Genomic DNA, 26173 nt, shown 5'->3' on the forward strand with positions numbered 1-26173 from the left:
GGGCGTAAATCCATACGTCCACAAAACTCAGTATTGCCATGAAGGTTAATTTCTTAGCTTATTCCCCTCTTTTTGTTGCACTTGCACTTGCCAGCTGTACCTCTTCTGAAAGTAAAGAACATGCAACCGCCGACAAGTCCAAACCCGTACCTGTTGCTGCGATCCATGTTTTAGACACCACGATTTACAAAGAATATATTGCCGATATACAGGCTGTAAAAAATGTGGAAGTCCGGTCCCGTTTATCCGGATTCCTGGAAAAAATCTACGTAGAAGAAGGCTCCGCTGTTAAGGAAGGGCAGATTTTGTTTAGGATAAACGACGAAGAATATAAAGCGGAGCTGAGTAAAGCAGACGCGGTGTTAAACAATGCGATAGCAGATGCAAAGACGGTGGAGTTAGAGCAGCAAAGAACAAAATTGCTGGTAAAAAACAACATTGTATCCAAAACAGAACTTGATTTGGCAGCAGCTAAAGTCAAAGCAGCAGAATCCCGCATCGCCGAAGCCAGGTCCGTTCTGCGTTATGCGAAATCCAGGTTGTCCAATACCCTGATCAAATCCCCTTTCAGCGGTCGCATCGATCGATTGCCATTAAAAGCAGGCAGTTTATTGGAGGAAGGTTCCCTCCTGACCTCAGTCTCTGATCTGAGCGCGGTAAACGTCTATTTCTCGATCACTGAGAAAGAGTATTTAAATATCGCCAGTGATGCCGGATATGCGAAAAACAGTTTTAAGAAACAGGTTAAACTGACCCTTGCAGATGGCGCCGTTTATCCCTTTGCAGGTCAGGCTAAATTTGCAGAAAGTGAATTCGCCAGTCAGACGGGCTCTCTTTCTTTAAAGGCGAATTTCCCGAATCCTGAAGGCTTGTTGAAACACGGTGCTTCCGGCAAAATCAGCGTTCCTATAGAAACCGGAGAAATCCTTGCAGTCCACCAGAAGTCTGTTTTTGAGATCCAGGACAGGACTTATGTTTACGTTCTGGGGGCCGATAACAAGATTAAAATGACTGCTTTCCAGGCCGGACAAAGAGTTGGACACTATTACATTGTCAGCGCTGGTCTAAGCAAATCCGACAAAATTGTTTTTGAAGGTACCCAAAGTCTGCGTGACGGAATTCAGATTAAACCCATCGACCTCAACTTAAAAGGCGCTAACCCTATTGCCAAAAACTAACTCAATTCAACACGCATTTATTATGTTTGAACAATTCATAAAACGACCAGTATTGTCGCTGGTCATATCGCTTTTTATTACCCTTTTGGGGCTGCTGGCCTTGTTTACCCTGCCGGTAACCCAATTTCCAGACATTGTTCCCCCTTCTGTGGTGGTCACCGCGAATTATACGGGGGCCAATGCCGAAGTAAGTACCAATGCCGTTGCCATCCCTTTAGAAAGGGCCATCAATGGTGTGGCTGGGATGACCTATATGAGTTCCGTATCCACTAACAATGGAACCACCTTAATTCAGGTGTTCTTTAAGGTAGGTACAGACCCGGATATTGCTGCTGTAAACGTCCAGAACCGGGTAACCACCGTACTCGACGAATTACCTGAAGAGGTCATTAAAGCCGGGGTAACCACTGAAAAAGAGGTAAACAGTATGCTCATGTATCTGAACATCTACAGTGATGACAAGTCCGCAGATGAACGCTTTATCTACAACTTCACAGACATCAACATCCTCAAAGAACTCAAACGTATTGAAGGCGTTGGTTTTGCCCAGATCATGGGTTTAAGGGATTATGCGATGCGTGTATGGCTAAAGCCCGACCGCCTCGCGGCTTATAAAATCTCCAGCGATGATGTGATTGCTGCTTTGAGAAAACAAAATGTAGAGGCTGCACCGGGACAAACCGGAATCGGTTCTGATAAATCGATCAATATGCAGCAATATGTATTGCGTTATCCAGGCAAGTTCTCTGACGCAGAGGAATATAAGAACATTCCGATCAGGGCAAATGCAGATGGCTCGATTATCCGTATCAAAGACATTGCTGACGTAGAATTTGGTTCACTGGATTATGAGATGGTTTCCAAAACCGATGGCAGGCCTTCCGCTTCCATCATGATGAAGCAGCTTCCGGGTTCAAATGCACAGGAAGTGATCAAAAATGTAAAAGAGAAGATGGCGGCATTACAGGAAAACTCCTTTCCTCCGGGCATGAAATACACCATGGGTTATGATGTATCACGTTTCCTTGATGCTTCGATTTCCAGTGTATTGATTACCCTGCTGGAAGCTTTTGTGCTTGTATTTATCGTGGTTTTCATCTTCTTACAGGATTTCCGCTCCACTTTAATTCCGGCATTGGCCGTTCCGGTATGTCTGATCGGAGCATTATTCTTCATGCAGATGCTGGGTTTCTCCATCAACCTGCTGACCCTGTTTGCATTGGTACTCGCGATAGGTATCGTAGTCGATAACGCGATTGTGGTGGTTGAAGCCGTCTATGCCAAGATGGAAGAGGAACACCTGCAGCCGATGGAAGCCACCATTGCTGCGATGAAAGAAGTGGGCAAACCGGTAGTGGCTATCACACTGGTGATGTCGGCGGTATTCATCCCGGTAGCTTTCCTTTCCGGTCCTGTCGGTATTTTCTACAGACAATTCTCTTTAACACTGGCCTCAGCAATTATCATTTCCGGGATTAATGCCTTAACGCTTACCCCTGCCCTGTGCGCCATTATCCTCCGTTCTCCGCACGATAAACCGGAAGCAAAAGGCTGGATGGCCAGGTTTTTCGCGATCTTCAATAAGGGGTACAACAAAATGGCCGGAGGTTATAAAAACCTGCTTGGCAGAATAGCCGGACGAAGAATTCTGACTTTCGCCTTGCTCATCGTCTTTTTTATAACCACCTGGGGCATGAGCAGTATCCTTCCCTCAGGCTTTATTCCGACAGAAGATCAGGGAATGATCTATGTGAATGTGACTACTCCTCCCGGAGCAACAGTAGACAGAACGGAAAGTGTGCTCAATGAAATTGATGCAATCAGCCGCAAGATGAAAGCTGTAGAAACCGTTTCCACCCTCGCGGGATATAGTATTGTGAACGAAGTTTCCGGTGCTTCTTATGGGATGGGAATGATCAACCTTGTGGCCTGGGACAAGAGAAAAGAATCAGTAACTGAAATGATCGGGACCCTGAAAAAGGCGACTGCACATATTATGGATGCGGATATCGAGTTTTTCCCACCGCCTACCGTTCCCGGCTTTGGTAACTCCTCCGGATTTGAATTGCGCTTGCTGGATAAAACAGGCGCTGACGACCTCAACAAGACTTCAGAGGTGATGAAAAAGTTTATGGAAGATTTAAAAGCAACTCCGGAGATCGGCAATGTATTCAGCACATTTGACGTGAGCTTTCCGCAATACCTCATCAAGGTAGATCATGACCTTGCTGCAAAAAAAGGGATCAGCGTTGAAAATGCCATGAACACGCTCCAGACTTTAATGGGCAGTTTTTACGCGACTAACTTTATCCGCTACGGACAAATGTATAAAGTAATGGTACAGGCAGGTCCTAATTACCGGGAGAAACCGGAGGATGTATTGAACCTGTTCATTAAAAACGACAAAGAAGAAATGTTTCCTTTTTCTACTTTCATTATTATGGAACGGGTATATGGCCCGGAACAGATTACCCGCTATAACATGTTTTCTTCAGCCATGCTCAATGGAGAAGCAACCGCCGGTTTCAGTAGCGGACAAGCGATTGAAGCCGTTGAAAAGGTGGCTAAAAAACTACCTGCAGGTTATGAAATCGAATGGTCGGGCATGACACGCGAGCAAATCCTCTCCGGAAATCAGGCACTGTATATTTTTGCCTTGTGTTTGCTTTTTGTATACCTGATTTTGGCTGCACAGTATGAAAGCTTTTTGCTGCCGCTCCCGGTACTGCTTTCTCTACCTGCCGGTATTTTTGGAGCCTTCCTGTTCTTATGGATGTTTGGTCTGGAAAATAACATTTACGCGCAGGTTGCACTAGTCATGCTGATTGGTTTACTTGGAAAGAACGCCATCCTTATCGTTGAATATGCGATCATCAAACAACAGGAAGGCATGGGCTTTTTACAAGCTGCAATAGAGGGCTCTGTAGCCCGTTTGCGTCCAATATTAATGACTTCTTTCGCTTTTGCAGCCGGACTTGTTCCTTTAATGATTGCCAGTGGCGCCGGTGCATTGGGCAACCGTTCTATCGGGACTGCAGCTGTAGGTGGAATGATCATCGGAACAATAGTTGGTGTAATTGTGATCCCCGGCCTTTATGTACTCTTCTCTTCATTAATGAAAAAGAAGGTAACTATCGCGACAAAGGCTGTGACCCTGATCGCTGCCATTATGCTGATCAGCAGTTGTAACATGAAGAAAGAATTGCCTAAACATGAGCACAGAAGCACACCACTTTCCTATGGACAAAACACTGATACTGTAACCATTGCCAATACGCAATGGAAGGATTTCTTTAAAGACAAACACCTGATTGCTTTGATCGATACCGCCCTGGCCAACAATACAGACATGAAACAAGCTTTACATCATATTGAAATGGCCAAAGCTAATTTACGCATGCGTAAAGGCGCCATGCTGCCGAATTTAGATCTTGCTGTGGAGGCAGGTTTGCGCAGGTACGGTTTTTATACGGTTGACGGGATTGGCAATTATGACACTAATTTCTCCGGAAACCTGAAGGACAATGAACGACTGCCGAATCCTGTTCCTGATTATTTTGTGGGTATCAGAACTTCCTGGGAACTGGATTTATGGGGTAAGCTTAAAAACAAAAAACAGGCTGCAGTGAATAAATTCCTGGCTTCTTACGAAGGACAAAAGCTGGTGCAGACCGAACTGATCAGTAATGTGGCGACCGCCTATTTTGAATTGCTGGCATTGCATGAAGAACTGAACATCTTACACAGAAACATCGGCCTGCAACAGAAAGGGCTTCAGCTGATTGAGGTTCAAAAAGAAGCAGGTATGGCAACAGAACTGGGCGTACAACAATTCAAAGCAGTATGGTCAAACTCAAAAGCCAGGGAACAGGAAGTGTTACAGCAAATCAGCCTGATGGAACATCATGTAAATTTCCTGACTGGCAGATTCAATAGCCCTATCAGTCTGACAAAAAGTGGACTGGAACCATTCATTTCCACTAAAGCTTTAGAAGAAGGAACTCCTTTGCAGATGATTGCCCTGAGGCCGGATATCAGGCAGGCAGGACTGGAATTAATTGCTTCTCAAAAAGAAGGTAAAGCAGCCAGTGCTGCATTCCTTCCGGCAATTGTCCTGGCACCGCAGATCGGATTGCAGTCCTTTGACCTGAGTAAACTCTTTCAACCCCAAACGGCGTTGGCTTATGGATTGCTTGGTGGTCTGACGGCGCCGATTTTCAATCAGCATCGCATACGGGCCGAATACGAGAGCTATGTTGCAGCATATGGCATTGCCTTTCAAAACTATGAGAAGATCGTCCTGAAGGCATATAATGAAGTGCAGGATGCACTAAAATCACATGCCTTCATCAATCAAAAGAGAATCCATATTTCTGATGAGGTGAAGGCATTAAACGCAGCTGTTAAAGCCGCAAATATCCTTTTCTTAACAGGGAGGGTAACCTATCTGGACATCATCACCAGCCAAAGAGATGTTTTAGACGCAGAAATGAACGAAGTTCAGGCAAAGAAACATCAGGTACTCAACCAGCTTTCCTTATATAAAGCGCTGGGAGGCGGCTGGAAATAAGGATTGTTTTTTATAGAAAGGGTGTACAGTAATGCTGTACACCCTTTTTTAGCTTCTCCACACCTCGCGTCAGGACGCTTTCCACTTGATAAAAATATCAGGAGACAAGTTCAGGACAAATCAGGATTAAACCCTAAATTAGTGCTAATGAAATTAATGCTACAAAAAGGAACAGTGATCTGGATGCTGGGGCTATCCGGAGCGGGAAAAAGTACGATATCCAATTTATTGGAAGCACAACTGCAAACAGAAAACATCTTTTCCATACAGCTGGATGGGGATGAACTCAGAAAAGGTTTAAATAAAAACCTTGGTTTCAGCATGGAAGACCGTGCAGAGAACATCAGAAGAGCTGCCGAAACCGCCAGAATTATGGCTGAGAAAGGCATTGTTGTGATCTGTTCTTTTATAACGCCTTTAAATGCTCACAGAACGATAGCCAGAGAAATACTGGGAGAAATGTACTTTGAAGTATTTATCGACTGTCCCCTCTCTGTTTGTCAGCAAAGAGATGTAAAAGGCTTGTATAAAATGGCAGGAAACAATACTTTGAAAAACTTCACCGGCATCAGCTCTGCTTTTGAAAAGCCGGAAAATGCAGACCTGGTCTTGCTCACTGAAGATCAGACTCCGCAGCAATGCTGCGATCATTTATATGCCGCAGTAAGTTCAAGAGTCACAAGTCTGCAATTGACCTAGCTGCTGTAACAAAAGAATCCAGGATTTAAAAGAGAAGGTTTATTGTAACAGAACTTCTCTTTCAAATTATTCAGCATGGTGGCTCCCGCACTAACGGCGATCGCTTGTCCAGCGGCGGTATCCCATTCCATTGTTGGTCCTTTTCTATAATAAACATGTGCTTTACCTTCGGCAATGAAGCAAAATTTAAGGGAACTCCCGATCGAGAGTTTATCCGTTACCGGAAATCCCTTCAGGACTTCCTCCTCCTCCGGATCTGCATGAGAACGACTGCCGATGGCTTTCCAACCAGCGGTTTCTTTCCCCACAAAAATACGTTCCGGCAGTCCTCCAGGGATCATTTTAAAACTCCCCTCCTCCATGCTTCCGTAGTAGATCACATTTAATACCGGGCTATAGATCACTCCCATCACCGGTTCTTTATTGACCATCAAAGCAATATTTACGGTAAACTCCCCATTCCGGCTAATGAACTCTTTTGTTCCATCCAATGGATCTACGCACCAGTAAACCGGCCAGTTTTCTCTGACTTCATAAGGAATGTCTGCTCCCTCTTCGGACAATACGGGAATATCCGGATGCAAAGCGGTCAATCCTTTCATGATGATATCATGTGCAACCTGATCTGCTGCCGTTAAAGGGGAATTGTCTTTTTTTGAAGTGATTCCGAAATCCTGAGCAGGATCATGGTAAACTTTCAGGATCCCATGGCCTGCCTCGACCGCGATATTCAATATTGGTGTGATGTCTATCTTATTCATTTGATCAAATCTATGATGCTTTTCTTGATTTTATTTCTTTGAGGATCTGCAACTGAGGCGCTCTGTTTTCCAGGTCAGCCGGTCTGGCAAGGGCCAGCGCTTCCTGCTTTAAAACTCCATTTTCTCTGTCATAATCATTGAGGCGGTCCTCAGCAATTAAACCCTGATCTGCTTGCGGAGCATATCTTTCGTAATGGAGTGCGGTCAGGACCTCTCCGGCAACGAGCTCAAAAATATCGAGATCATCACCTTTAAATTCTTTTAAGAACTTCCCAGTATTGTTACTGATGATGGGTTTTTCCAGGTTGCTCCACATCTCGCCGGCAGCGGCAGTCAGCTTTGAGGTTTTGGAATCGTGAAACTGTAGCATTTCCGGCTGGTATTCAATATCCAGAAACAGACAAAGTTTACGAATCTCTGCTTCAGGTGCAGTAATCAGGCTCTCATAATTGAGCGAAAAGAATCGGTTAGCCGGCAAAATTTCCCTTAAGCGAATACAAGCTTCCTGGTCTTTCTTCCATTGCTGTGCAAGGTGATAAATGTGTTTCTCGCCCACAATGGCTTTTTTAAAAGAACAGGCTACATCCCTGCCATCCCGATACAGAAAAACATATTTCGGGCGAAGTCCAAAAGCCTCCATTTCTGTTGCATAGTGTACATTCGCCATGCTTTTGCAACACCAGTATTTTGCATTTTTGGCAATGGCTGCCTGTTCGTAAATCAGCCTGTTTAAAGTAAACAAATGATAAGTCTCAGATTGATTGAAAATCTGTTCTTCGTCCAGAACCACTCCATCCCAAGGTACGGGATTGGCATTCACATAAGCCACCACATCTTTTACCAGTCTTCGGTAAGAAACCGCATCTAACGTTCCATAAGTATCCAGCAGCGGTAGGAAAGTAACCAAAATATGAGGTGGATGCGGGGAAGCTATTTCCGGCGACTGATCCAAAATCACCCTTAACAGATTAGATCCCGACCTTTGGGTTCCTATGATTTGTATTCCATTATTTAACATATGGTTTTACATTGATTTAAAAATTAGTATTAAAATGGAGCAGTATCCCGAGTATCAAGGCCATCAGGATTAAGTATACCGGATTAAATTTAAACCGGAAACTCAACACAAAAGCGGCCAGAGATAAAGCAATGCTCAGTGGTGTACTGGCTACAGAAAGAAACAGCTTAATGGCCGAGATGAGGATCATGCCTACCACAACAGGTTTAATCCCCGCCAATGCATGCTTCATCAGCAAAGAATCGACATTCTCCTTAAATAGCTTAGCGGTAATGATCATCAGAATGGCCGATGGTAAAAAGATCGCTGTTGTGGCCAGCAAAGCTCCGGCAATACCTGCAAGTTTATAACCTGTAAAAAAGGCACTCACCAGGATTGGTCCGGGGGTAAGCTGACTAAAAGCGATGCTGTCTATAAATTCCTGATTGCTCAGCCATTTTAATTCCGTAACAAAAAGAGATTGCATGATCGGGATCATGACATAACCACCTCCAAAAAGAGATAAGCTAACGCCGGAAAATACGGAAATGATCTTTACTAAGATCTGGTCAGCAAATTTGTAAATCCCCGAGATAAAAGACAGGTACAAAAGCGTAAGTACAGCTAACCCTGCCCTGGCACTAAAGCTTAATTTCTTCCATTTAAAACCAGCATCAGCTCCGCTTGAGTTGCCCTTTCCGAGCTTAAATGCGATACCACTGGCCCCTCCAATCAACATCAGCAACAGAATGATGAAATATCCTTTTACAAAAAAAAGCAGCACTATAGCAAGCAGGCATAAGGTCATTTTGCTGTAGTTACCCTTTACTTCTTTCAAGAAAATATTCAAGCCAGTGCTCAGAATAATGGCACTTACTGCGGCCACGGTATAGACCATAATACCTGATAAGCCTTTTACGTGGATATAGTTAAAATAACACCAGGAAAGGACATACATCAGCATACATGCCGGCAGCAATACGCCCAACATGCTCACGGCAAGTCCGGATTTGCGCTGCAGGTGGTAACCGATATAAGCCACCACGTTGACCGCCAAAGGCCCGGGCAGCAGACTGGCTATGCTTACCGCATTTAAAAGCTCCTCAGAACTGAGCCGCCCGTCTTTCTCTATCATTTCTTTCTCTACCACAGCGATTAAAGCCATATGCCCTCCAAAAGAAACACAGCCGATTTTCAGGAAAGTAAGGAAGAGGTATGTTAAAACGCCGCGTTTTTCCACCGGATCGATAAGGGTATCTGTTTTAATCATATGGTCTTTTATCCATCAAGGTTAACATTTCCTTTTGCTCCGGTAAAATACACTTTTGCCAGCGAAATAATAAATTCAGCTATTAAGGAAAATTAACCTTTAAACTGTAAATTGCTTTTTTTTTAGCCATGAAGACCGAAACTTTTTTTGATTTTATCCATGTTGATGAATACTCTGCAACGCCTAAATACCTGCAGCTGTCTGATGCCATCATCAAATCCGTTGAGCTTGGAAAACTGAAAAAAGAGGCCTTGCTCCCATCTATAAATGAACTAAGTTATAAACTGGAGATCTCAAGAGATACTGCAGAAAAGGGCTATAAGTACCTTAAATCCATTGGTGTAATCAACTCCGTTCCGGGCAAAGGTTATTATATCAGCAGTACAGACGTAAAAAGAAAGTTAAAAGTCTTTCTGCTGTTCAATAAGCTCAGTGCGCATAAAAAAATAGTATACGATGCTTTCATCAATGCGCTGGGCGATGAGGTATCTGTAGATTTTTACATCTATAACAATGACCTTACGCTTTTTAAGCGTTTTCTAAGCAATAAAAAAGAGGACTATACCCATTACGTCATCATTCCTCATTTTATGGATGGAGAAGAAGATGCAAAGGAAATCATCAACGCCATTCCGAAATCAAAGCTGATCTTACTGGATAAACTAATCCCTGGTATTGATGGTGATTTTGGCGCAGTGTATGAAAACTTTGAAAAGAACATTTACGAGGCATTGGAACAGGCGCTGGAACCTTTGAGTAAATACCATACTTTAAAGATCATTTTTCCGGAGCCGGGTTATTTTCCCAATGAAATTCTGGATGGCTTTCATCGTTTTTGTCAGCAGTACGCCTTTTCCTATCAGGTGGTTAGCGATATTGCGACCGAACCAATCAACGAAGGAGAAGTATTTATCAATTTAATGGAAGATGACCTTGTTATTTTGCTCGAGCGGATGATCGATATGAACTACAAGATCGGCAAAGACGTTGGCGTCGTCTCTTATAATGAAACTCCATTGAAAAAAATCTTGTTAGATGGCATCACAACGATCTCTACGGATTTCAAATTTATGGGTACTGTAGCTGCAGAACTGATACACGATCAGTCGAGAAGGCATATTGAAATTCCTTTTTATTATACCAAAAGAGCTTCTTTATAGGAAATTCTGATCGTTTTACCTGGGTCAACAGGATGGTACAGGACAGTTGATCATCGCAACTTACATAAATTAGGGCCATTAAAACTAAACCATTTATAGCCACAAATCGTTATGCAGGTAATTCTCGGTGTCATTTTCCATTTTACAGGAGGTTTTGCCTCAGGTAGCTTTTACATTCCTTATAAAAAAGTGAAGGGCTGGGCCTGGGAAAGTTACTGGATTGTAGGCGGGCTTTTTTCCTGGCTCATTATCCCTCCCCTTGCCGCTTACCTGACGATTGCAGATTTCCCGGCCATCATTGCCGCAACTCAAGGAAAAACTCTACTCCTTACCTATTTTTTTGGGGTCTTATGGGGCATTGGCGGGCTCACCTACGGACTGGGGGTCAGGTATCTTGGCGTTTCCCTGGGCAGCTCCATCATACTGGGTCTCTGTTCTGTTTTTGGTGCACTAATCCCTTCCATCTATTACAACTTCGAACCTAAAGCCGGAAAAGACAGTTTTACCGATATGCTGAACAGCCAATGGGGACAAATGGTCTTACTCGGACTGCTGGTTTGCGTTCTGGGAATCTTTATTTGCGGCAAAGCCGGAGGCATGAAAGAAAAAGACCTCGTATCGGCTGGGAAAACTGACCCTTCCAATAAAGAATATAAGCTGGGCTTAGGTTTGATCTTATCCATCGTATCCGGAATCCTCAGTGCCTGCTTTGCATTTGGCATTGACGCAGGCAAAGATATGGCCCATCAGGCCAATGAAATCTGGAAAAGCACGCATCCCAACGAGGGGGAGTTTCTTTTCCAAAACAATGTGACCTACATTCTCATTTTATGGGGCGGCCTGACCACCAACCTATTCTGGTGTATGGTCTTAAACTTCCGTAATAAGACTTTTAAAGACTATACCAATAAAAGCACCCCACTGCTGGCAAATTATGCCTTCTCGGCACTGGCCGGCACGACCTGGTTTTTACAGTTCTTTTTTTACGGAATGGGCGAAAGCAAACTCGGAAACGGAGCCAGCTCCTGGATCCTGCACATGGCATTCATTATTCTTGTAGCCAATGTATGGGGCCTGGTGTTAAAAGAATGGACCGGGGTAAAAAGAAAAACCCTGACTACAGTGATCCTGGGAATAACTATGATTATCTTGTCTGTAGTGATCGTCGGATATGGAAATTCTATCAAATAAAACAATATAACTACTGGAATTTATGACTTCTCGAACAACTGATTTCAAGCATGTAAGCCATTTATGGGATGATGCAAAGGCAGCTGAACTGGCCGGAGATGAAATCGCATTACTAATCTACCGTTCAAATTTACTGGGTGCAGATTTACGCTTAACCAATTACGGAGGCGGCAATACGTCCTGTAAGGCGATCACCAAACACCCGCTAACCGGGGAATATACTGAGGTGATGTGGGTTAAAGGCTCCGGAGGGGATATCGGAACTCTTCAGAAGAGCGGTCTTGCCGCTTTATATGTAGATCAGTTGCGAAACCTGAAAAACATCTACAGAGGTTTAGCTTATGAGGATGAAATGGTTGCCTTATTTAACCACTGTATCTACGACCTCGAATCAAAAGCCCCTTCTATTGACACGCCGTTACATGGCTTTTTACCCTTTGCCCATATAGACCATTTACATCCCGATGCGGCCATCGCTATCGCTGCATCGGCAGATGGGGAGCAAATTACGAACGAATTGTTTAACGGAACCATTGGCTGGGTGCCCTGGCAAAAACCTGGCTTTGAACTCGGCCTGCAATTGCGCAAATGCCTGGACGACCGTCCGGGAATCAGAGGCATTATGCTGGGTTCGCATGGCCTGTTTACCTGGGGAGATACCGCTCACGAATGCTATATCAACACATTGGAAGTGGTCGAAAAATGCTCGGAATACCTGGAATCTGCTTACGGCAAAAAAGGGCCTGTATTTGGCGGCCAAAAAGTAACAGCTACCAGCCCAGGTTTACGTTCAAAACAGGCGGCGGCCATTGCCCCTGTTTTAAGGGGTCTATGTTCCAGTGAAAGGCATATGGTTGGGCATTTTACGGATGATGTCCGCGTGCTGGAATTCATCAACTCTAAGGACCTGGACCGACTTGCTCCTATGGGAACAAGTTGCCCGGACCATTTCTTAAGAACAAAAATCAGCCCGCTGGTTTTGAAACTGGATGCGAATGAAAACCTGACTGATCCGAAGCTGCTGCGTGCAAAACTGACACCTGAATTTGAAGCATACCGGCAAATGTATGCGGAATACTACGAGTCTTGTAAACACGAGGACAGTCCTGCCATTCGCGATGCCAATCCGGTCATCATTTTGTACCCGGGAATTGGCCTGTTTTCCTTCGCTAAGGATAAACAGACGGCAAGGGTTGCTGCGGAGTTTTATACCAATGCCATCAATGTAATGAAAGGTGCTGAAGCCATTTCCCAATACACCTCATTGCCAAAACAGGAAGCCTTTAACATCGAATACTGGTTGCTGGAAGAAGCTAAATTGCAGCGAATGCCCAAACCTAAACCCCTTACCGGAAAGATCGCCCTGATTACCGGAAGTGCAGGTGGTATTGGAAAGGCAATTGCCAGGAAATTCATCAATGAAGGCGCCTGTGTGATTGTCAATGACAATGATGCCGCGCGACTGGTAAATGCGGAAGAAAGCTTTAAAGCTGAATTCAGTAAAGATACCTATACCACTGTTTTACTCGATGTAACCAATGCGGAGGCCATTCGCAATGCATTTGATTACGCTGGCTTAGCCTTTGGCGGCGTAGACATTGTGGTCAATTGTGCCGGAATATCCATTTCCAAGCCTATTGAAGAACATACAGAAAAAGATTGGAACTTGCTGTACGACATCCTGGTAAAGGGCCAGTTCCTGGTTACACAAACAGGTGTTGAAATCCTGAGAAAGCAATCCATCGGAGGCGATGTGATCAATATCGTGAGTAAGAATGCACTGGTTTCCGGGCCCAACAATGCGGGCTACGGCTCTGCGAAGGCAGCACAGCTGCACCTGAGCAGACTAAATGCGGCAGAGCTGGGTGGAGATCATATCCGTGTAAACACGGTTAATCCCGATGCAGTAATCTCGGATAGTAAAATCTGGGAAGGCGCCTGGGCCGAAGGAAGAGCAAAGGCCTATGGAATTACCGTAGCAGAGTTGCCTGCTTTCTATGCAAAGCGTACCTTACTCAATGAAATGATTCTGCCTGAAGACATCGCAAACGCCTGTTTTGTTTTTGTAGGCGGATTAATGAACAAATCAACCGGAAATGTATTAAATGTAGATGGTGGCGTAGCCAACGCCTTTTTACGTTAAAAAAATAGATGATGAAATTAGAACCAAATCAAATTGCCTCACATAATGAGCGTTTACTGTCCAAACACCAACAAAGACTAACTTTTGCATCACAGGAAGTCCATAACTCTGATCATATCCTACAGCAGCTCAGTGATTTTCAGATCGGCATCCCAAGCTGGGCTTTAGGGACCGGCGGAACACGCTTCGGCAGGTTTTCCCTTGGAGGTGAACCCGGAAATATAGAAGAAAAACTCGAAGACATTGGCCTGCTTCACCAGCTGAATGCTTCCAGTGCTGCCGTTTCCCTTCACATTCCATGGGATACCACAACGGATGTACCTGCGATAAAAACACTGGCCACGCAATATGGCCTACACTTTGATGCGATGAATTCCAATACTTTTCAGGATCAGCGCGATCAGCAACATAGCTATAAATTTGGCTCCCTGCAACACGTGAATAAGGAAGTCAGGAAACAGGCCATTACACATAATATCGAAGTGATCCGCCAGGGGGTGGAACTGGGCTCAAAAGCATTGACCATCTGGTTAGCCGATGGCTCCTGCTTCCCCGGACAACTTAATTTCAGAAAGGCTTTTGAAAACACGCTGGAAAGCCTTCAGGAAATATATACAGCTTTACCGGCCGACTGGAAAGTATTTGTAGAATATAAGGCCTTCGAGCCAAATTTCTATTCTACCACAGTTGGCGACTGGGGTCAGTCCTTACTATACGCCAATAAACTTGGGCCTAAAGCCTTTACCTTAGTTGACCTTGGACATCACCTGCCCAATGCAAATATTGAGCAAATCGTATCCCTGCTCCTGATGGAGGGGAAACTCGGCGGCTTCCATTTTAACGATTCAAAATATGGAGATGACGACCTGACGGCGGGTTGCATGAAACCCTATCAGTTGTTTCTCATCTTTAATGAACTGGTAGAAGGAATGGATCAACGCGGAATGAACCATAAGGACGACCTTGCCTGGATGATCGATGCTTCACACAATGTAAAAGATCCGCTGGAAGACCTGCTTCAGTCGGTGGAGGCGATCATGATTGCTTATGCACAAGCCCTTTCTGTAGACCGTATCGCGCTGGTACAGGCACAACAGGAAAACGACGTAGTCCGTTGTCAGGAGATCCTGCAACAGGCTTTCCGAACAGACGTACGTCCATTGGTTGCGGAGGCGCGTTTACGCGCAGGTGCGGCTTTGTCGCCCATAGCTTTGTACAGAGAAAGCGAGGTCCGCAAGGAACTGATCAGAAACCGCGGTAATCAAACCATAGCTACAGGATTATAATTAATGGGACAAAAAAACAAACCGGTTCCTGTAATTGCCATTTTTGATGTCGGCAAGACGAACAAGAAATTGTTCCTGTTCGACGAGCAATACCAAATCGTTTTTGAACGGACAGCCAGATTTACCGAAACTGTTGATGAGGACGGTGATCCCTGTGAAAACCTGGAAAGCCTGCGGCTCTCGATATTTGACTCCTTGCGGGAAGTTTTTAAAAAAGAGGAGTTTGAGGTCAAATCCATCAATTTCACTACCTATGGAGCTAGTCTGGTTTACCTCGATAAAGATGGCCAGCCTTTAGGTCCTTTATACAACTACCTGAAACCCTATCCAGAGGAGCTCAAGCGTCAGTTTTATGCAAAATACGGAGGCGAAGAAGCCTTTTCCAATACCACTGCCTCCCCTGTTTTAGGAAGCCTCAATTCCGGTTTACAGCTGTACAGGATGAAACACGAAAAACCCGAACTTTTTAAACAGATAAAGTATGCACTTCATCTGCCTCAGTATTTAAGTTACCTGATCTCCGGAGCGCTTTATGCTGACCTTACCAGCATCGGTTGTCATACTGCATTGTGGAATTTCAAAACCCAGGACTATCATGAATGGGTTAAAGCAGAGGGCATTCTGGACAAGCTGGCCCCTATTGCGACTTCCGATCATGTGATGCCCGCTGCTTTTCCGGGAAATAATTATGCCGTAGGAATCGGGTTCCACGACAGTTCAGCGGCACTGATTCCTTACCTGATCAATTTTCAGGAGCCTTTTATCCTCTTGTCTACCGGAACCTGGTGCATCAGCCTGAATCCGTTTAATTCGACTCCGTTAACCGTAGAAGAGCTCAAAAACGATTGCCTGTGTTACCTTCAGTTTGAGGGCAAACCAGTAAAAGCTTCCCGTGTTTTTGCAGGCTATGAGCACGAGCAGCAGGTAAAACGGATTGCGGCCCATTTTGGCGGAGATGTGATCAGTTACCGCAATGCTGTTTTTGACCCTGGGATTATTGAACTGCTCAGGAAGAACGGTAAACGAGGACAAGAACCAGGACCAAAGCCTGGGTCAGAAACCATAAAGGAGTCGCTGTTTTCCAAAAGAAACCTGTCCGACTATGCCACAGACATCATTGCTTATCATCAGCTGATGCAGGACCTGGTAGATCAGCAATGCCAGGCTACACAAAGGGTCCTAGAAGGAACTAAAGTAAAACGGATTTTCGTAGACGGAGGCTTTAGCAAAAATGCCATATTCATGAATTTATTGTCGGCAGCTTTCCCTGAGCTTGAAGTATTTGCTGCTTCTATGGCACAGGCTACGGCAGTTGGCGCGGCGCTTGCTATTCATAAATCTTGGAACACTAAACCCTTGCCAAACGACATTATTCAACTCAAGTTTTATTCGGCAGCGCAGCATCACTATTGATCCGCTCCTTCCCGAAGACCTGATTTATATTTCTTTAAAAGAGCCGTTCCGGCTCTTTTTTTATGCCCTGTTTTTCCCCTCTGAATTCCCCTTCTATACAGGACGGTGCAGGTTGCCGGGGCAAATCTGATATACGAGATTAGCTAATAAATCCCTATTTAAACATCAAGTAAAACGTTAAAATGAACAAAAACTTACTAAACCAAATCAAAGCATCATGAACAAGAAAAATCTAATCGGGCTATTAAAAAAAGGGATAGGCCTGATGTGCTGTCTGTGCCTTCTGAGCACTTTCATTTATGCACAGCATTTAAAAATTACGGGGAAGGTGACAGACCTTGGCGACGGGGGACCGCTTCCCGGAGTATCCGTTAAAGTTAAAAACTCAACAACAGGAACGGTAACCAATACCAGCGGCACTTTTGCGCTGGAAGCAGCCAGGGGAGCCATCCTTGTTTTCAGCTATATCGGTTATGCCAGCAAAGAATTAACGATAGCAGACAACAGCCCCGTAAATGTGGCGCTTTCTGCACAGAACGACCAGTTGTCTGAGGTCATCGTGATCGGTTATGGAACGCGTCAGAAGAAAGACCTGACTGGCTCCATTTCTACCATTTCAGCCTCGCAGATCAAAGACCTGCCGGTAAGTTCTATAGACCAGAAAATGGTCGGTCAAATTGCAGGTGTTCAGATCACTACCCCTACCGGTGCGCCGGGTGGTGGCGTGAATATACAAGTGAGGGGTGCCGGTTCCATCGGTGCTGCCAACAGTCCTCTATTTGTCGTGGATGGCTTCGCGATTTCAAACACCGGTGGCCAGACCTACAACCCCCTGAACGTACTTAGCCCTGATGATATTGAATCCGTTACCGTTTTAAAAGATGCCTCATCCACCGCAATATATGGGTCAAGAGGCTCAAACGGCGTGATTGTCATCACCACAAAAAAAGGAAAAGCAGGTGTTCCTGAAGTGAACGTGAACAGCTATATCGGTAGTGCGCAGGTCCCTCAAAAAGGCAGACCTAAGGTGCTTAACGGTACAGAGTATGCTCAATTCAGAAAAGACATCATCACAGATGATTTTGCTTCCAGAGGTTTAGTGGCCACGGATAATGATATTCCGGCAGAATTCAGAAACCCTTCCCAATACGGTGAAGGCACAAACTGGTACGATGCCGTATTGCGCACAGCGATGCAAAACAGCGTGGATGCAAGCATCAGAGGAGGATCTGAACAAACAAAATATTCCGCTTCTATTAACAGACTCGAGCAGGAAGGAACAGTGAGGTATACGGATTATAAACGTTACTCCCTGAATTTCAACCTTCAATCTGAGCTGAGCAAAAAGTTTAACGTAGGCATTAGCCTTGCGCCAAGTGGCGGTACTCAGCACAGAAGTGGATTTGAGTCCGGGCAAAGAGATGTGCTGACCCGCGCACTTTGGCTTAGTCCGCTGGTTCCGATTACCGATGCAGCAGGAAAAAGAACGGTATTCATTACCTCTCCCGGCGCTATCGGGGCAGGAAACCCTTTAAATACACTGGAATTTGCCGGCACTAAAGCCGATTATTTCAGAGGCCTTGCCACTGCTTTTGCTGAATATCAGATCATTGATGGCCTGAAAGCAAAGTATAGCTTTAACCTTGATTACACCAACAACAGTTCCTTCGCATTCAGTCCGACTTTTGTGATTGGTGAAACGGGAAATCCAAAACCAAACCTCTCTATCCCCGGTTCCAATACCGCCCAGAATACCAATACCAACTGGCTTTCAGAGTTTACACTGGGTTATGATAAGACCTTTGGAATGGATCACCGCATCAATGCAATTGTAGGATATACCGCACAGAAAGAACGTTACAATGGTTATTCCTTTGGTGCAACCAATTATCCGGATGACCTGATCAAAACCATTAACGCTTCGACATTACTCAATGGAGCAAGTGCAGGAGTAGAAAAATGGTCCCTGATCTCTTACCTCGCCAGGGTAAACTATACCTTCAAAGACAGGTACCTGTTTACCGGGACCATTCGTTCTGATGGCTCTTCCCGTTTCGGTGCGAGCGTTCGTTATGGAACATTTCCATCAGGTGCATTCGCCTGGAGGGCTTCTGAAGAAGCGTTTCTTAAAAATGTTAAATGGATCAGCGACCTGAAGTTAAGAACCAGCTATGGACGGACAGGTAACTTTAACATAGGCAATTACTCCTATGCTTCAGGAATAGGATCAGCAAATTATTCCTTTGGCGGACAACTCGCCAGTGGCCGGGCATCGGGATCTATTGCCAACGAAAACCTGACCTGGGAAAATTCAGATGAATTTGATTTGGGGCTGGACTTCTCAGTTTTTAACAGCAGACTGAACCTGACCGCTGATTTTTATAACCGCATCACCAGCTCCCTGCTTTTAAACGTCGAACTTCCCCTTGCTTCAGGCTTTTCTTCTGCTACCGTAAACCTTGGGAAAGTGAGAAACCGGGGTTTTGAATTCGGACTGACGTCAAAAAATCTGACCGGTGCATTTACCTGGAACACCAATTTCAACATCAGCTTTAACCGGAATATCGTCTTAGAACTGAACCCAGGGAATAACAATGCCCCTATTTATAGCGGACGCAGTGGCGAAGGTAATTATACCCATATCAGTCAGGTTGGAAAACCATTGGGACAGTTCTTCGGATTTGTATTTGATGGCATTTACCAAAACGCAGGCGAACTTGCCAGTCAGCCAAAACACAATTCTTCTATCGTAGGATCAGTCAGGTATAAAGATATTGATGGCAATGGCGTGATCGAAGCTGTTAAAGATTTCACCGTAATCGGGAATTCACAACCTGATTTCAACTACGGAATCACCAATAATTTCGGTTATAAGAATTTTGACCTGAATGTGCTGATCATTGGTTCACAGGGCGGACAAATCATGAAAACCGGAAATGAATTCTTAACGAATATCGATGGTGTGTTCAATGTGGACCGCAAAGTATTAAACAGGTTCAGATCTCCATCAAACCCTGGAGATGGCCTTGTACCTACCACCGTAAATGGCAGAACGCTTTACCGTGAAGTAAACTCACAATGGATCGAAGATGCCAGTTTCCTGCGCATCCAGAACATCACCCTGGGTTATAACTTCAAACAAAAGTTCATCAGCAACTCCAGGTTCCTTAAAGGGCTTCGCTTATATGGCAGTATACAGAACCTCGTTACGTTCAGCAAGTATAGCGGCGCGAATCCTCAGGCAAGTACCAATGATGGTTTTTCTGTGCTCACTCCCGGACGTGATTTCACCAGTTACCCGCTGCCAAGAGTCATTACTGCCGGAATTAACATGACTTTTTAACCTTAAAAGAATTTAACAATGAGAAATCAATCGAAATATATAATCATCGCCCTCCTGTCCATCGCCATTTCAGTTGGCGGATGTAAAAAGAGCTTTTTAAATCAGGAACCGGAATCCGGTTTAACAGATGCCAATTTCTGGAAAACAGAATCAGACCTCAAACAAGGTGTTGTAGGCGCCTATAGCAGCTTACGTGGAATGGGAACATTCAGTTATTGGGTTTTTGGCGAAATGCGTTCTGACAATACGACCTTCCAGTACAACGCGCCACAAAGAGGCCAGGAAAACAGGGAGCTGGTAGACCAACTGCTGGTAAACTCCACCAACACCCTGATTCAGGACTATTGGAGAGATTGTTATGTAGCCATTTCCCGCTGTAACGATGTATTGAACAATGTTGGAAGAATTGAAATGCCGGATGCCGCTAAAAGTCAGGCCACAGGAGAAGTAAAATTCCTCCGTGCGTTCCATTATTTCAACCTCGTAAGGCAATTTGGTGGAGTCCCTTTGCGTCTGGAAGCGATCAAATCGCCTACCCAGGCACCTTCAAAAGGCAGGGCTTCAGTAGATGAAGTTTACGGCCAGATCATCACCGACCTGACGGATGCCGCCAATGCTTTACCTGAGGTGGGCAGCTACCCTGCTTCGGAAAAAGGAAGGATCTCAAAAGGTGCTGCGAATGCGCTTCTGGGAGAAGTATATATGACACAGAAAAAGTTTGGAGAAGCCTTAATTGCTTTGAGAAAGGTGACCGGATATAGTCTTCTATCCGCTTATAAGGATATTTTCCTGACCACAAATAAGAACAATGCAGAGTCTATATTTGAGATACAATATTATTCTACCGCAGGTACAAACTTGTCTAGTAACTTCATGTATCAGTTTGCACCATTCAATTCCGGAACAGCCGTAACTAATGATCCGGGAACAAACCTGAACTTCAACAGCGGCTGGAACACCCCTACTACAGACCTGATTGCGGCCTATGAGGCAGGTGATTTACGCAAGGACGTTTCCTTAGCAGAAGGTTTTACCAGCAGCGCTGGATTTGTAGCGGTACCCTATGTTAAAAAATACAACCAGGGTTTTGTACAGCCAGGCCAGACCAACGTTAACTTTCCCGTAATCCGCTACGCTGATGTGATGCTGATGATTGCGGAATGTTTAAACGAGCAGGGCTTTGTGCCTGATGGGGAGGCATTTGGATTACTCAACCAGATCAGAAAACGTGCCGGTCTTGCGGTAAAGAGCTTTGGAAATCCGATCCCTGCATTGAATGTAAGCAACCAGGCGGAATTCAGAACTGCGATGGATCAGGAACGCAAGGTAGAACTTGCTTTTGAAAATCACCGCTGGTATGACCTTGTGCGGACAGGTACTGCCATACCGGTATTGACTGCCCATGGACAAAGGGAAATTGTCAAAAACCCAAGTCAGTTCCCTGCCGGATCATATCAACCAACGCAAAATAAACTATTGCTGCCTATACCACAACGGGAGGTTAACCTCGATAATTTAGCACAGAACCCGCAGTAAATTAGCGCAGAATCCTCAATAAAGACATTAGCGCTCTCTTTTTAGGTTAATTATGCTGGCAGTTGTGGCGACTGTCAGCATTTTTTGCATCCAGGCAGATCTATAACACAGCTTTGTGACCTTCATTACGCCCCTAACAGGACAGTACAGGTTGCTAATCACCGCTAAGGGATTTATTATTGTAATAAAACACATAACTTTAGACTAATGAACCTTTATTTCAAGAAATCTCTTTCCTCATTCCTTCCCATACTATTTGTAATGCCATCAATAGGACAGGTAAAAGCGCCATTATCTGCTAAACCTGCGGCCTTGCAATGTGAACACCTTGTCAATCCGATAGGCATCGATGCGCCAAAACCACGTTTATCCTGGTTGATGACCGATACCCGTCAGCATGCCAAACAAACGGCTTATCGCATTGTGGTTGGAAGGGATTCGGTAGCGGTCAGTAAAAAGAAGGGGAACTCCTGGGATTCAGGGAAGACAAATTCCGCGGTTGCACTGCTAAACTATGCCGGTGAACCTCTTGATGCGTTTACTAAATATTTCTGGACGGTAGAACTCTGGGACAAAGACGGAAAATTGGCAGGTCATGCGCCGATCGCAAGTTTTGAAACCGGTATGACCACTGCAGATCATTGGAAAGGTGTCTGGATCAGTGATGGAAATGATGTCAATAAACGTCCTGCCTCCTATTTCAGAAAAACATTTGAACCTGCAAAACAGGTTAAATCTGCCAGGGCATATATTGCTGCAGCAGGGTTATATGAGTTGTACCTGAATGGCAAAAAAGTGGGCAATCACCGTCTGGACCCCATGTATACCCGTTTTGACAAAAGAAATCTATATGTGTCTTATGATGTGACCGCTCAATTGCAAAAAGGCAGTAACGCCATTGGTGTACTGCTGGGAAATGGCTGGTACAACCACCAGGCAATAGCCGTATGGAATTTCGATAAAGCGGCCTGGAGGGCAAGACCTGCTTTTTGCATGGACCTGAGAATTACCTATACAGATGGAACAACAACCGTAATTACTTCGGATAAGGACTGGAAAACCAGTTTAAGTCCCGTTATATCGAATAATATCTATACTGCCGAACATTATGATTTCCGTCTGGAACAACCGGGATGGAATACCGCAGATTTTAACGACCATAAATGGGACCCTGTGGTGATCAGGAAAGCGCCTTCGGAATTAGTGGTCAGTCAGGCCATGCAGCCCATCCGGAATGTGAAGGAAATTCCGGTCAAATCGATGAAAAAGTTCGATGATACGACTTATGTTTTTGACCTTGGTCAGAATATATCCGGTGTCACCAAAATCAGGGTTAAGGGAGCAGAAGGAACCATTCTTCGTTTAAAACACGGGGAACGCCTGTATGGCAATGGCAGAGTTGACCTTTCCAATATTGATGTTTATTACCGTCCCAAAGATCAAACCGATCCTTTTCAAACAGATATCCTAACTTTATCAGGAAAAGGGGAACTGGAATTCATGCCTAAGTTTAACTATAAAGGTTTTCAATATGTAGAAGTCACCAGCAATAAACCCATTCAACTGAGCAAGGAAAGCATTACTGGTTACTTTATGCACAGCGATGTGGCTCCAAAAGGCAAAATCAGCTCTTCTAATCCATTAATAGACCGCTTGTGGTGGGCAACCAACAATTCTTATTTATCCAACCTTATGGGCTATCCTACCGATTGTCCGCAAAGAGAAAAGAACGGCTGGACTGGCGACGGACATTTCGCCATAGAAACAGGCCTGTTTAATTTTGACGGGATCACGGTTTATGAAAAATGGCTGGCAGACCATAGGGATGAACAAAAGCCAAATGGCGTACTTCCGGATATTATTCCTACCGGAGGCTGGGGTTATGGAACGGCAAACGGAACCGACTGGACGAGTACTATAGCCATCATTCCATGGAACATTTACCTGTTTTACGGGGATAGTCAACTGCTGGCAGACAGCTATGGAAGTATGAAAAAGTATGTAGATTACATTACGCAAATCAGTCCGAATGGACTGACTACATTTGGCCGGGGGGATTGGGTACCGGTTAAATCGAAATCAGACCTGGAATATACTTCCTCTACCTATTATTTTGTGGATGCAACGATTCTTTATAAGACCGCGAAATTACTGGGCAAACAAGCGGATTATGAGCATTACCTTAAACTGGCTGAAAAGATTAAAACCTCCATTAATGATAAGTACTTTAATGCTGAAACCGGAATTTATGCTTCTGGTGTACAAACAGAATTAAGTGTGGCCTTACAATGGGGACTTGTACCTGAAGGGCTCAAACTAAAGGTTGCAGAGAACCTGGCCAAAAGAGTAGCGGCAGACGGCATGCATCTGGATGTTGGTGTACTTGGCGCCAAGGCGATCTTAAATGCGCTCAGCGACAATGGACAGGCAGAAACGGCCTACAAATTAGCCGCACAGGACACCTACCCTTCCTGGGGATGGTGGATTGTAAACGGAGCCACTACCCTTTATGAAAACTGGGACATCAAGGCGGAAAGAGACATCTCTTTAAACCATATGATGTTTGGGGAAATCGGTGGCTGGTTTTTCAAAGGGTTGGGTGGTATCCATCCGGATGAGCAGCAGCCTGGCTTTAAGCGGATCCAGCTCCGCCCTAATTTTGTATCAGGACTGGATCACTTCAGCGCTGAACATGAGGGCCCTTATGGTAAGATCATTTCCGCATGGAAAAGATCAGGAAATAAGGTAATTTATACGGTTACCATTCCCGCCAATTCCGATGCAGTGGTTAATTTTCCTATAAAACCCGGTAAAAAAGTATATCAAAATGGGAAGGTTATTGCGCCGAAAATTACGCTCGGTGCTGGTGTGTATCAATTTGAAATTGCTTAAAGAGCTGCTTCTATGATGAATTATCAGTTAACTCAATCAATATAAGATGCAAAAAATGAAACACTTAAGTTTAAATAAATAGCAGGAATGAGGAATGGATATCTAAGTATTCAAAAAAGCTTATATATTTGGGCTCAAATTTTACAATTTATATTTTTATGGCAAAGGCATCTGAAATTAAAGTAGGAAATATTTTACGTTTCAACAACGAACTGGTAACAGTTACTGAAATCTTACATCGTACACCAGGTAAAGGTGGAGCTTTCTACTTAGGTAAATTTCGTAACATTAAAACAGGCAAAATCGTAGAAGCCCGTTTAGGAACTGATGAGGCAGTTGAAATTTGCCGTGTAGAAACTAATGACTATCAATATCTATATGAAGAAGGTGATTATTTTGTAGTAATGGACAATACCTCTTTTGAGCAGTTCAGCGTTGCAAAAGCCCTATTCGGACCATCAGCGAAATTTATAAAAGAAGGAATGGATGTGATCGTTTCTTTCGAAAGTGAAGAACCAATCATGGCTCAGGCACCAAACTTCGTGGAACTGGAGATTACTTATGCAGAACCTGCGGTTAAAGGTGATACTTCTTCAGGCGCTTTGAAAATGGTAACTACCGAGAACGGTGTGGAACTAAAAGTACCTTTGTTTGTCAACCAGGGTGATAAAGTAAAAGTAGATACCCGCACGGGAGAATACGTAGAACGTGTAAAATAAGGGTAGTATTTTATAATACTATAAATAATGGGGTTTAAGGTACGAACTTAGACCCCATTATTTTGGAATACAAATTATAGCTGTTCTACTTCTTCGATGGAAAGACCAGTGGTTTCAGCAATCAATTCAACTGAAATACCTGCTTTTTTGAGATTTATAGCGATTTCTAATTTTCCTTCCAATTTTCCTTCCAACTTTCCTTCCAATTTCCCTTCCAATCTCCCTTGTTCAGCTGCTTTTTTCTCTGCGTAACGAATACCGGCATTCCAATCAGATTTTGCTTTCACATCTGAGTGGTACAATTCACGTTCTTCTTTGGTCATTTTACTCATTTCCGCAATTCTAAATATTTTTTGGAATACTCTTTTGTCCAGAAAATCAGGGATTTTATCCAAACGGCTCAGGTTCTTTAAAAGATAGAACCATTTATCCAGATCTGTGATCAGTTCGCTTTCCTTTTTATCAAAATTAGGCAATTCTAAGAACTTATACCCCATTCCTTTGTAAAAAACCTTTCCGGTATCCCTGTTGATCAAGGCAATATTGTGCAGGTAATTGTTGTTGATATTGTTGAACTGAAACTCCATAATGCCAATCAGGTAAACTTCTTTAAGCGGCACATCCCAATTCGATGTTCCCCTGGGCAATTGGGCACTGATGAGCCTGGACATGTAAAACACACATCTGTCCTTAAAAAACTCCTGATCTGTACGCTGCATTTCAATGATGAAGGTTTCTCCGTCTGCACCTGTACAGGTCAAATCAAAGAGCACCTTTTTCTCTTTCGCATCTTCACCTGCATGTTCGGTAGGGCTGTAAGTGATGTCCACAACTATTTTTTCGCCTTCAAATAAGGCATTTAAAAAATCAATCATGATGTCTTTGTCCGGCTCGTTGCCAAAAATATGTTTGAACCCATAGTCTGTAAGCGGATCAATGTAACGGCTAGCTATATTTGTCATTCTGTTCAGTTTAAATGAACACTAAATACGACAGATCAAACCGAAAAACCTGA

Annotated in this window: 16 protein-coding genes; 12 read left to right on the forward strand and 4 right to left on the reverse strand. The window is 44.2% G+C overall.

Features of this window, described 5'->3' with window-relative positions:
- Positions 1–38 precede the first annotated feature (38 nt).
- From BLQ87_RS12395 to cysC, 3 genes are all read left to right on the forward strand, one after another.
- Complete coding sequence (locus BLQ87_RS12395) at positions 39–1178, forward strand: efflux RND transporter periplasmic adaptor subunit (protein ID WP_074607058.1); 1140 nt, start codon at positions 39–41, stop codon at positions 1176–1178.
- A 22-nt stretch (positions 1179–1200) separates the two neighbouring features.
- The gene (locus tag BLQ87_RS12400) at positions 1201–5748 is read left to right on the forward strand and encodes an efflux RND transporter permease subunit (protein WP_074607059.1); all 4548 of its coding nucleotides are present in this window, start codon (positions 1201–1203) and stop codon (positions 5746–5748) included.
- A 147-nt stretch (positions 5749–5895) separates the two neighbouring features.
- A complete protein-coding gene (gene cysC / locus BLQ87_RS12405) occupies positions 5896–6447 on the forward strand; it encodes an adenylyl-sulfate kinase (protein ID WP_074607061.1) in 552 nt (183 codons plus the stop codon).
- Here cysC and cysQ read toward each other — a convergent pair.
- The 3 genes from cysQ to chrA are packed head-to-tail and all read right to left on the reverse strand — an operon-like array spanning position 6444 to position 9475.
- On the reverse strand, positions 6444–7208 hold the full coding sequence (cysQ, locus tag BLQ87_RS12410; protein WP_074607063.1) for a 3'(2'),5'-bisphosphate nucleotidase CysQ: 765 nt from the start codon (positions 7206–7208) through the stop codon (positions 6444–6446). The genes cysC and cysQ overlap by 4 nt on opposite strands.
- A 10-nt stretch (positions 7209–7218) precedes the next feature.
- Positions 7219–8226 (reverse strand): sulfotransferase family protein, encoded by a 1008-nt coding sequence (locus tag BLQ87_RS12415; RefSeq protein ID WP_074607065.1) that lies wholly within the window; start codon positions 8224–8226, stop codon positions 7219–7221.
- Positions 8227–8242: 16 nt separating this feature from the next.
- Positions 8243–9475: a chromate efflux transporter gene (chrA, locus tag BLQ87_RS12420; protein WP_074607067.1), complete on the reverse strand. Its 1233-nt coding sequence runs from the start codon at positions 9473–9475 to the stop codon at positions 8243–8245.
- A 128-nt stretch (positions 9476–9603) separates the two neighbouring features.
- Here chrA and BLQ87_RS12425 point away from each other — a divergent pair, with 128 nt between their 5' ends.
- The 9 genes from BLQ87_RS12425 to efp all read left to right on the forward strand — a co-directional run bounded on the left by BLQ87_RS12425 (position 9604) and on the right by efp (position 25158).
- On the forward strand, positions 9604–10635 hold the full coding sequence (locus BLQ87_RS12425; protein ID WP_074607069.1) for a GntR family transcriptional regulator: 1032 nt from the start codon (positions 9604–9606) through the stop codon (positions 10633–10635).
- Between the two features lie 111 nt (positions 10636–10746).
- Positions 10747–11826: an L-rhamnose/proton symporter RhaT gene (gene rhaT, locus BLQ87_RS12430; protein WP_074607070.1), complete on the forward strand. Its 1080-nt coding sequence runs from the start codon at positions 10747–10749 to the stop codon at positions 11824–11826.
- Between the two features lie 22 nt (positions 11827–11848).
- Positions 11849–13969: a bifunctional aldolase/short-chain dehydrogenase gene (locus BLQ87_RS12435; RefSeq protein WP_074607072.1), complete on the forward strand. Its 2121-nt coding sequence runs from the start codon at positions 11849–11851 to the stop codon at positions 13967–13969.
- A gap of 11 nt (positions 13970–13980) precedes the next feature.
- Complete coding sequence (locus tag BLQ87_RS12440; RefSeq protein WP_074607074.1) at positions 13981–15255, forward strand: sugar isomerase; 1275 nt, start codon at positions 13981–13983, stop codon at positions 15253–15255.
- 3 nt (positions 15256–15258) lie between these two features.
- Positions 15259–16668: an FGGY-family carbohydrate kinase gene (locus BLQ87_RS12445; RefSeq protein ID WP_074607076.1), complete on the forward strand. Its 1410-nt coding sequence runs from the start codon at positions 15259–15261 to the stop codon at positions 16666–16668.
- Positions 16669–16885: 217 nt separating this feature from the next.
- A complete protein-coding gene (locus BLQ87_RS12450) occupies positions 16886–20011 on the forward strand; it encodes a SusC/RagA family TonB-linked outer membrane protein (protein ID WP_083361829.1) in 3126 nt (1041 codons plus the stop codon).
- An 18-nt stretch (positions 20012–20029) separates the two neighbouring features.
- Positions 20030–21547, forward strand: a complete 1518-nt coding sequence (locus tag BLQ87_RS12455) for a RagB/SusD family nutrient uptake outer membrane protein (RefSeq protein WP_074607078.1) — start codon at positions 20030–20032, stop codon at positions 21545–21547.
- Between the two features lie 207 nt (positions 21548–21754).
- Entirely contained in the window at positions 21755–24439 is a 2685-nt protein-coding gene (locus tag BLQ87_RS12460; protein ID WP_074607080.1) for an alpha-L-rhamnosidase, read from the forward strand.
- A gap of 158 nt (positions 24440–24597) precedes the next feature.
- Positions 24598–25158, forward strand: coding sequence for an elongation factor P (gene efp, locus BLQ87_RS12465; protein ID WP_074607083.1), 561 nt, complete (start codon positions 24598–24600; stop codon positions 25156–25158).
- A gap of 74 nt (positions 25159–25232) precedes the next feature.
- Here the strand turns inward: efp and BLQ87_RS12470 are convergent, their stop codons facing one another.
- The gene (locus tag BLQ87_RS12470; RefSeq protein ID WP_074607085.1) at positions 25233–26120 is read right to left on the reverse strand and encodes an Rpn family recombination-promoting nuclease/putative transposase; all 888 of its coding nucleotides are present in this window, start codon (positions 26118–26120) and stop codon (positions 25233–25235) included.
- Between the last annotated feature and the right edge of the window lie 53 nt (positions 26121–26173).

Origin of the sequence: Pedobacter steynii (assembly GCF_900103665.1) — a bacterium.
Classification (GTDB): domain Bacteria; phylum Bacteroidota; class Bacteroidia; order Sphingobacteriales; family Sphingobacteriaceae; genus Pedobacter; species Pedobacter steynii.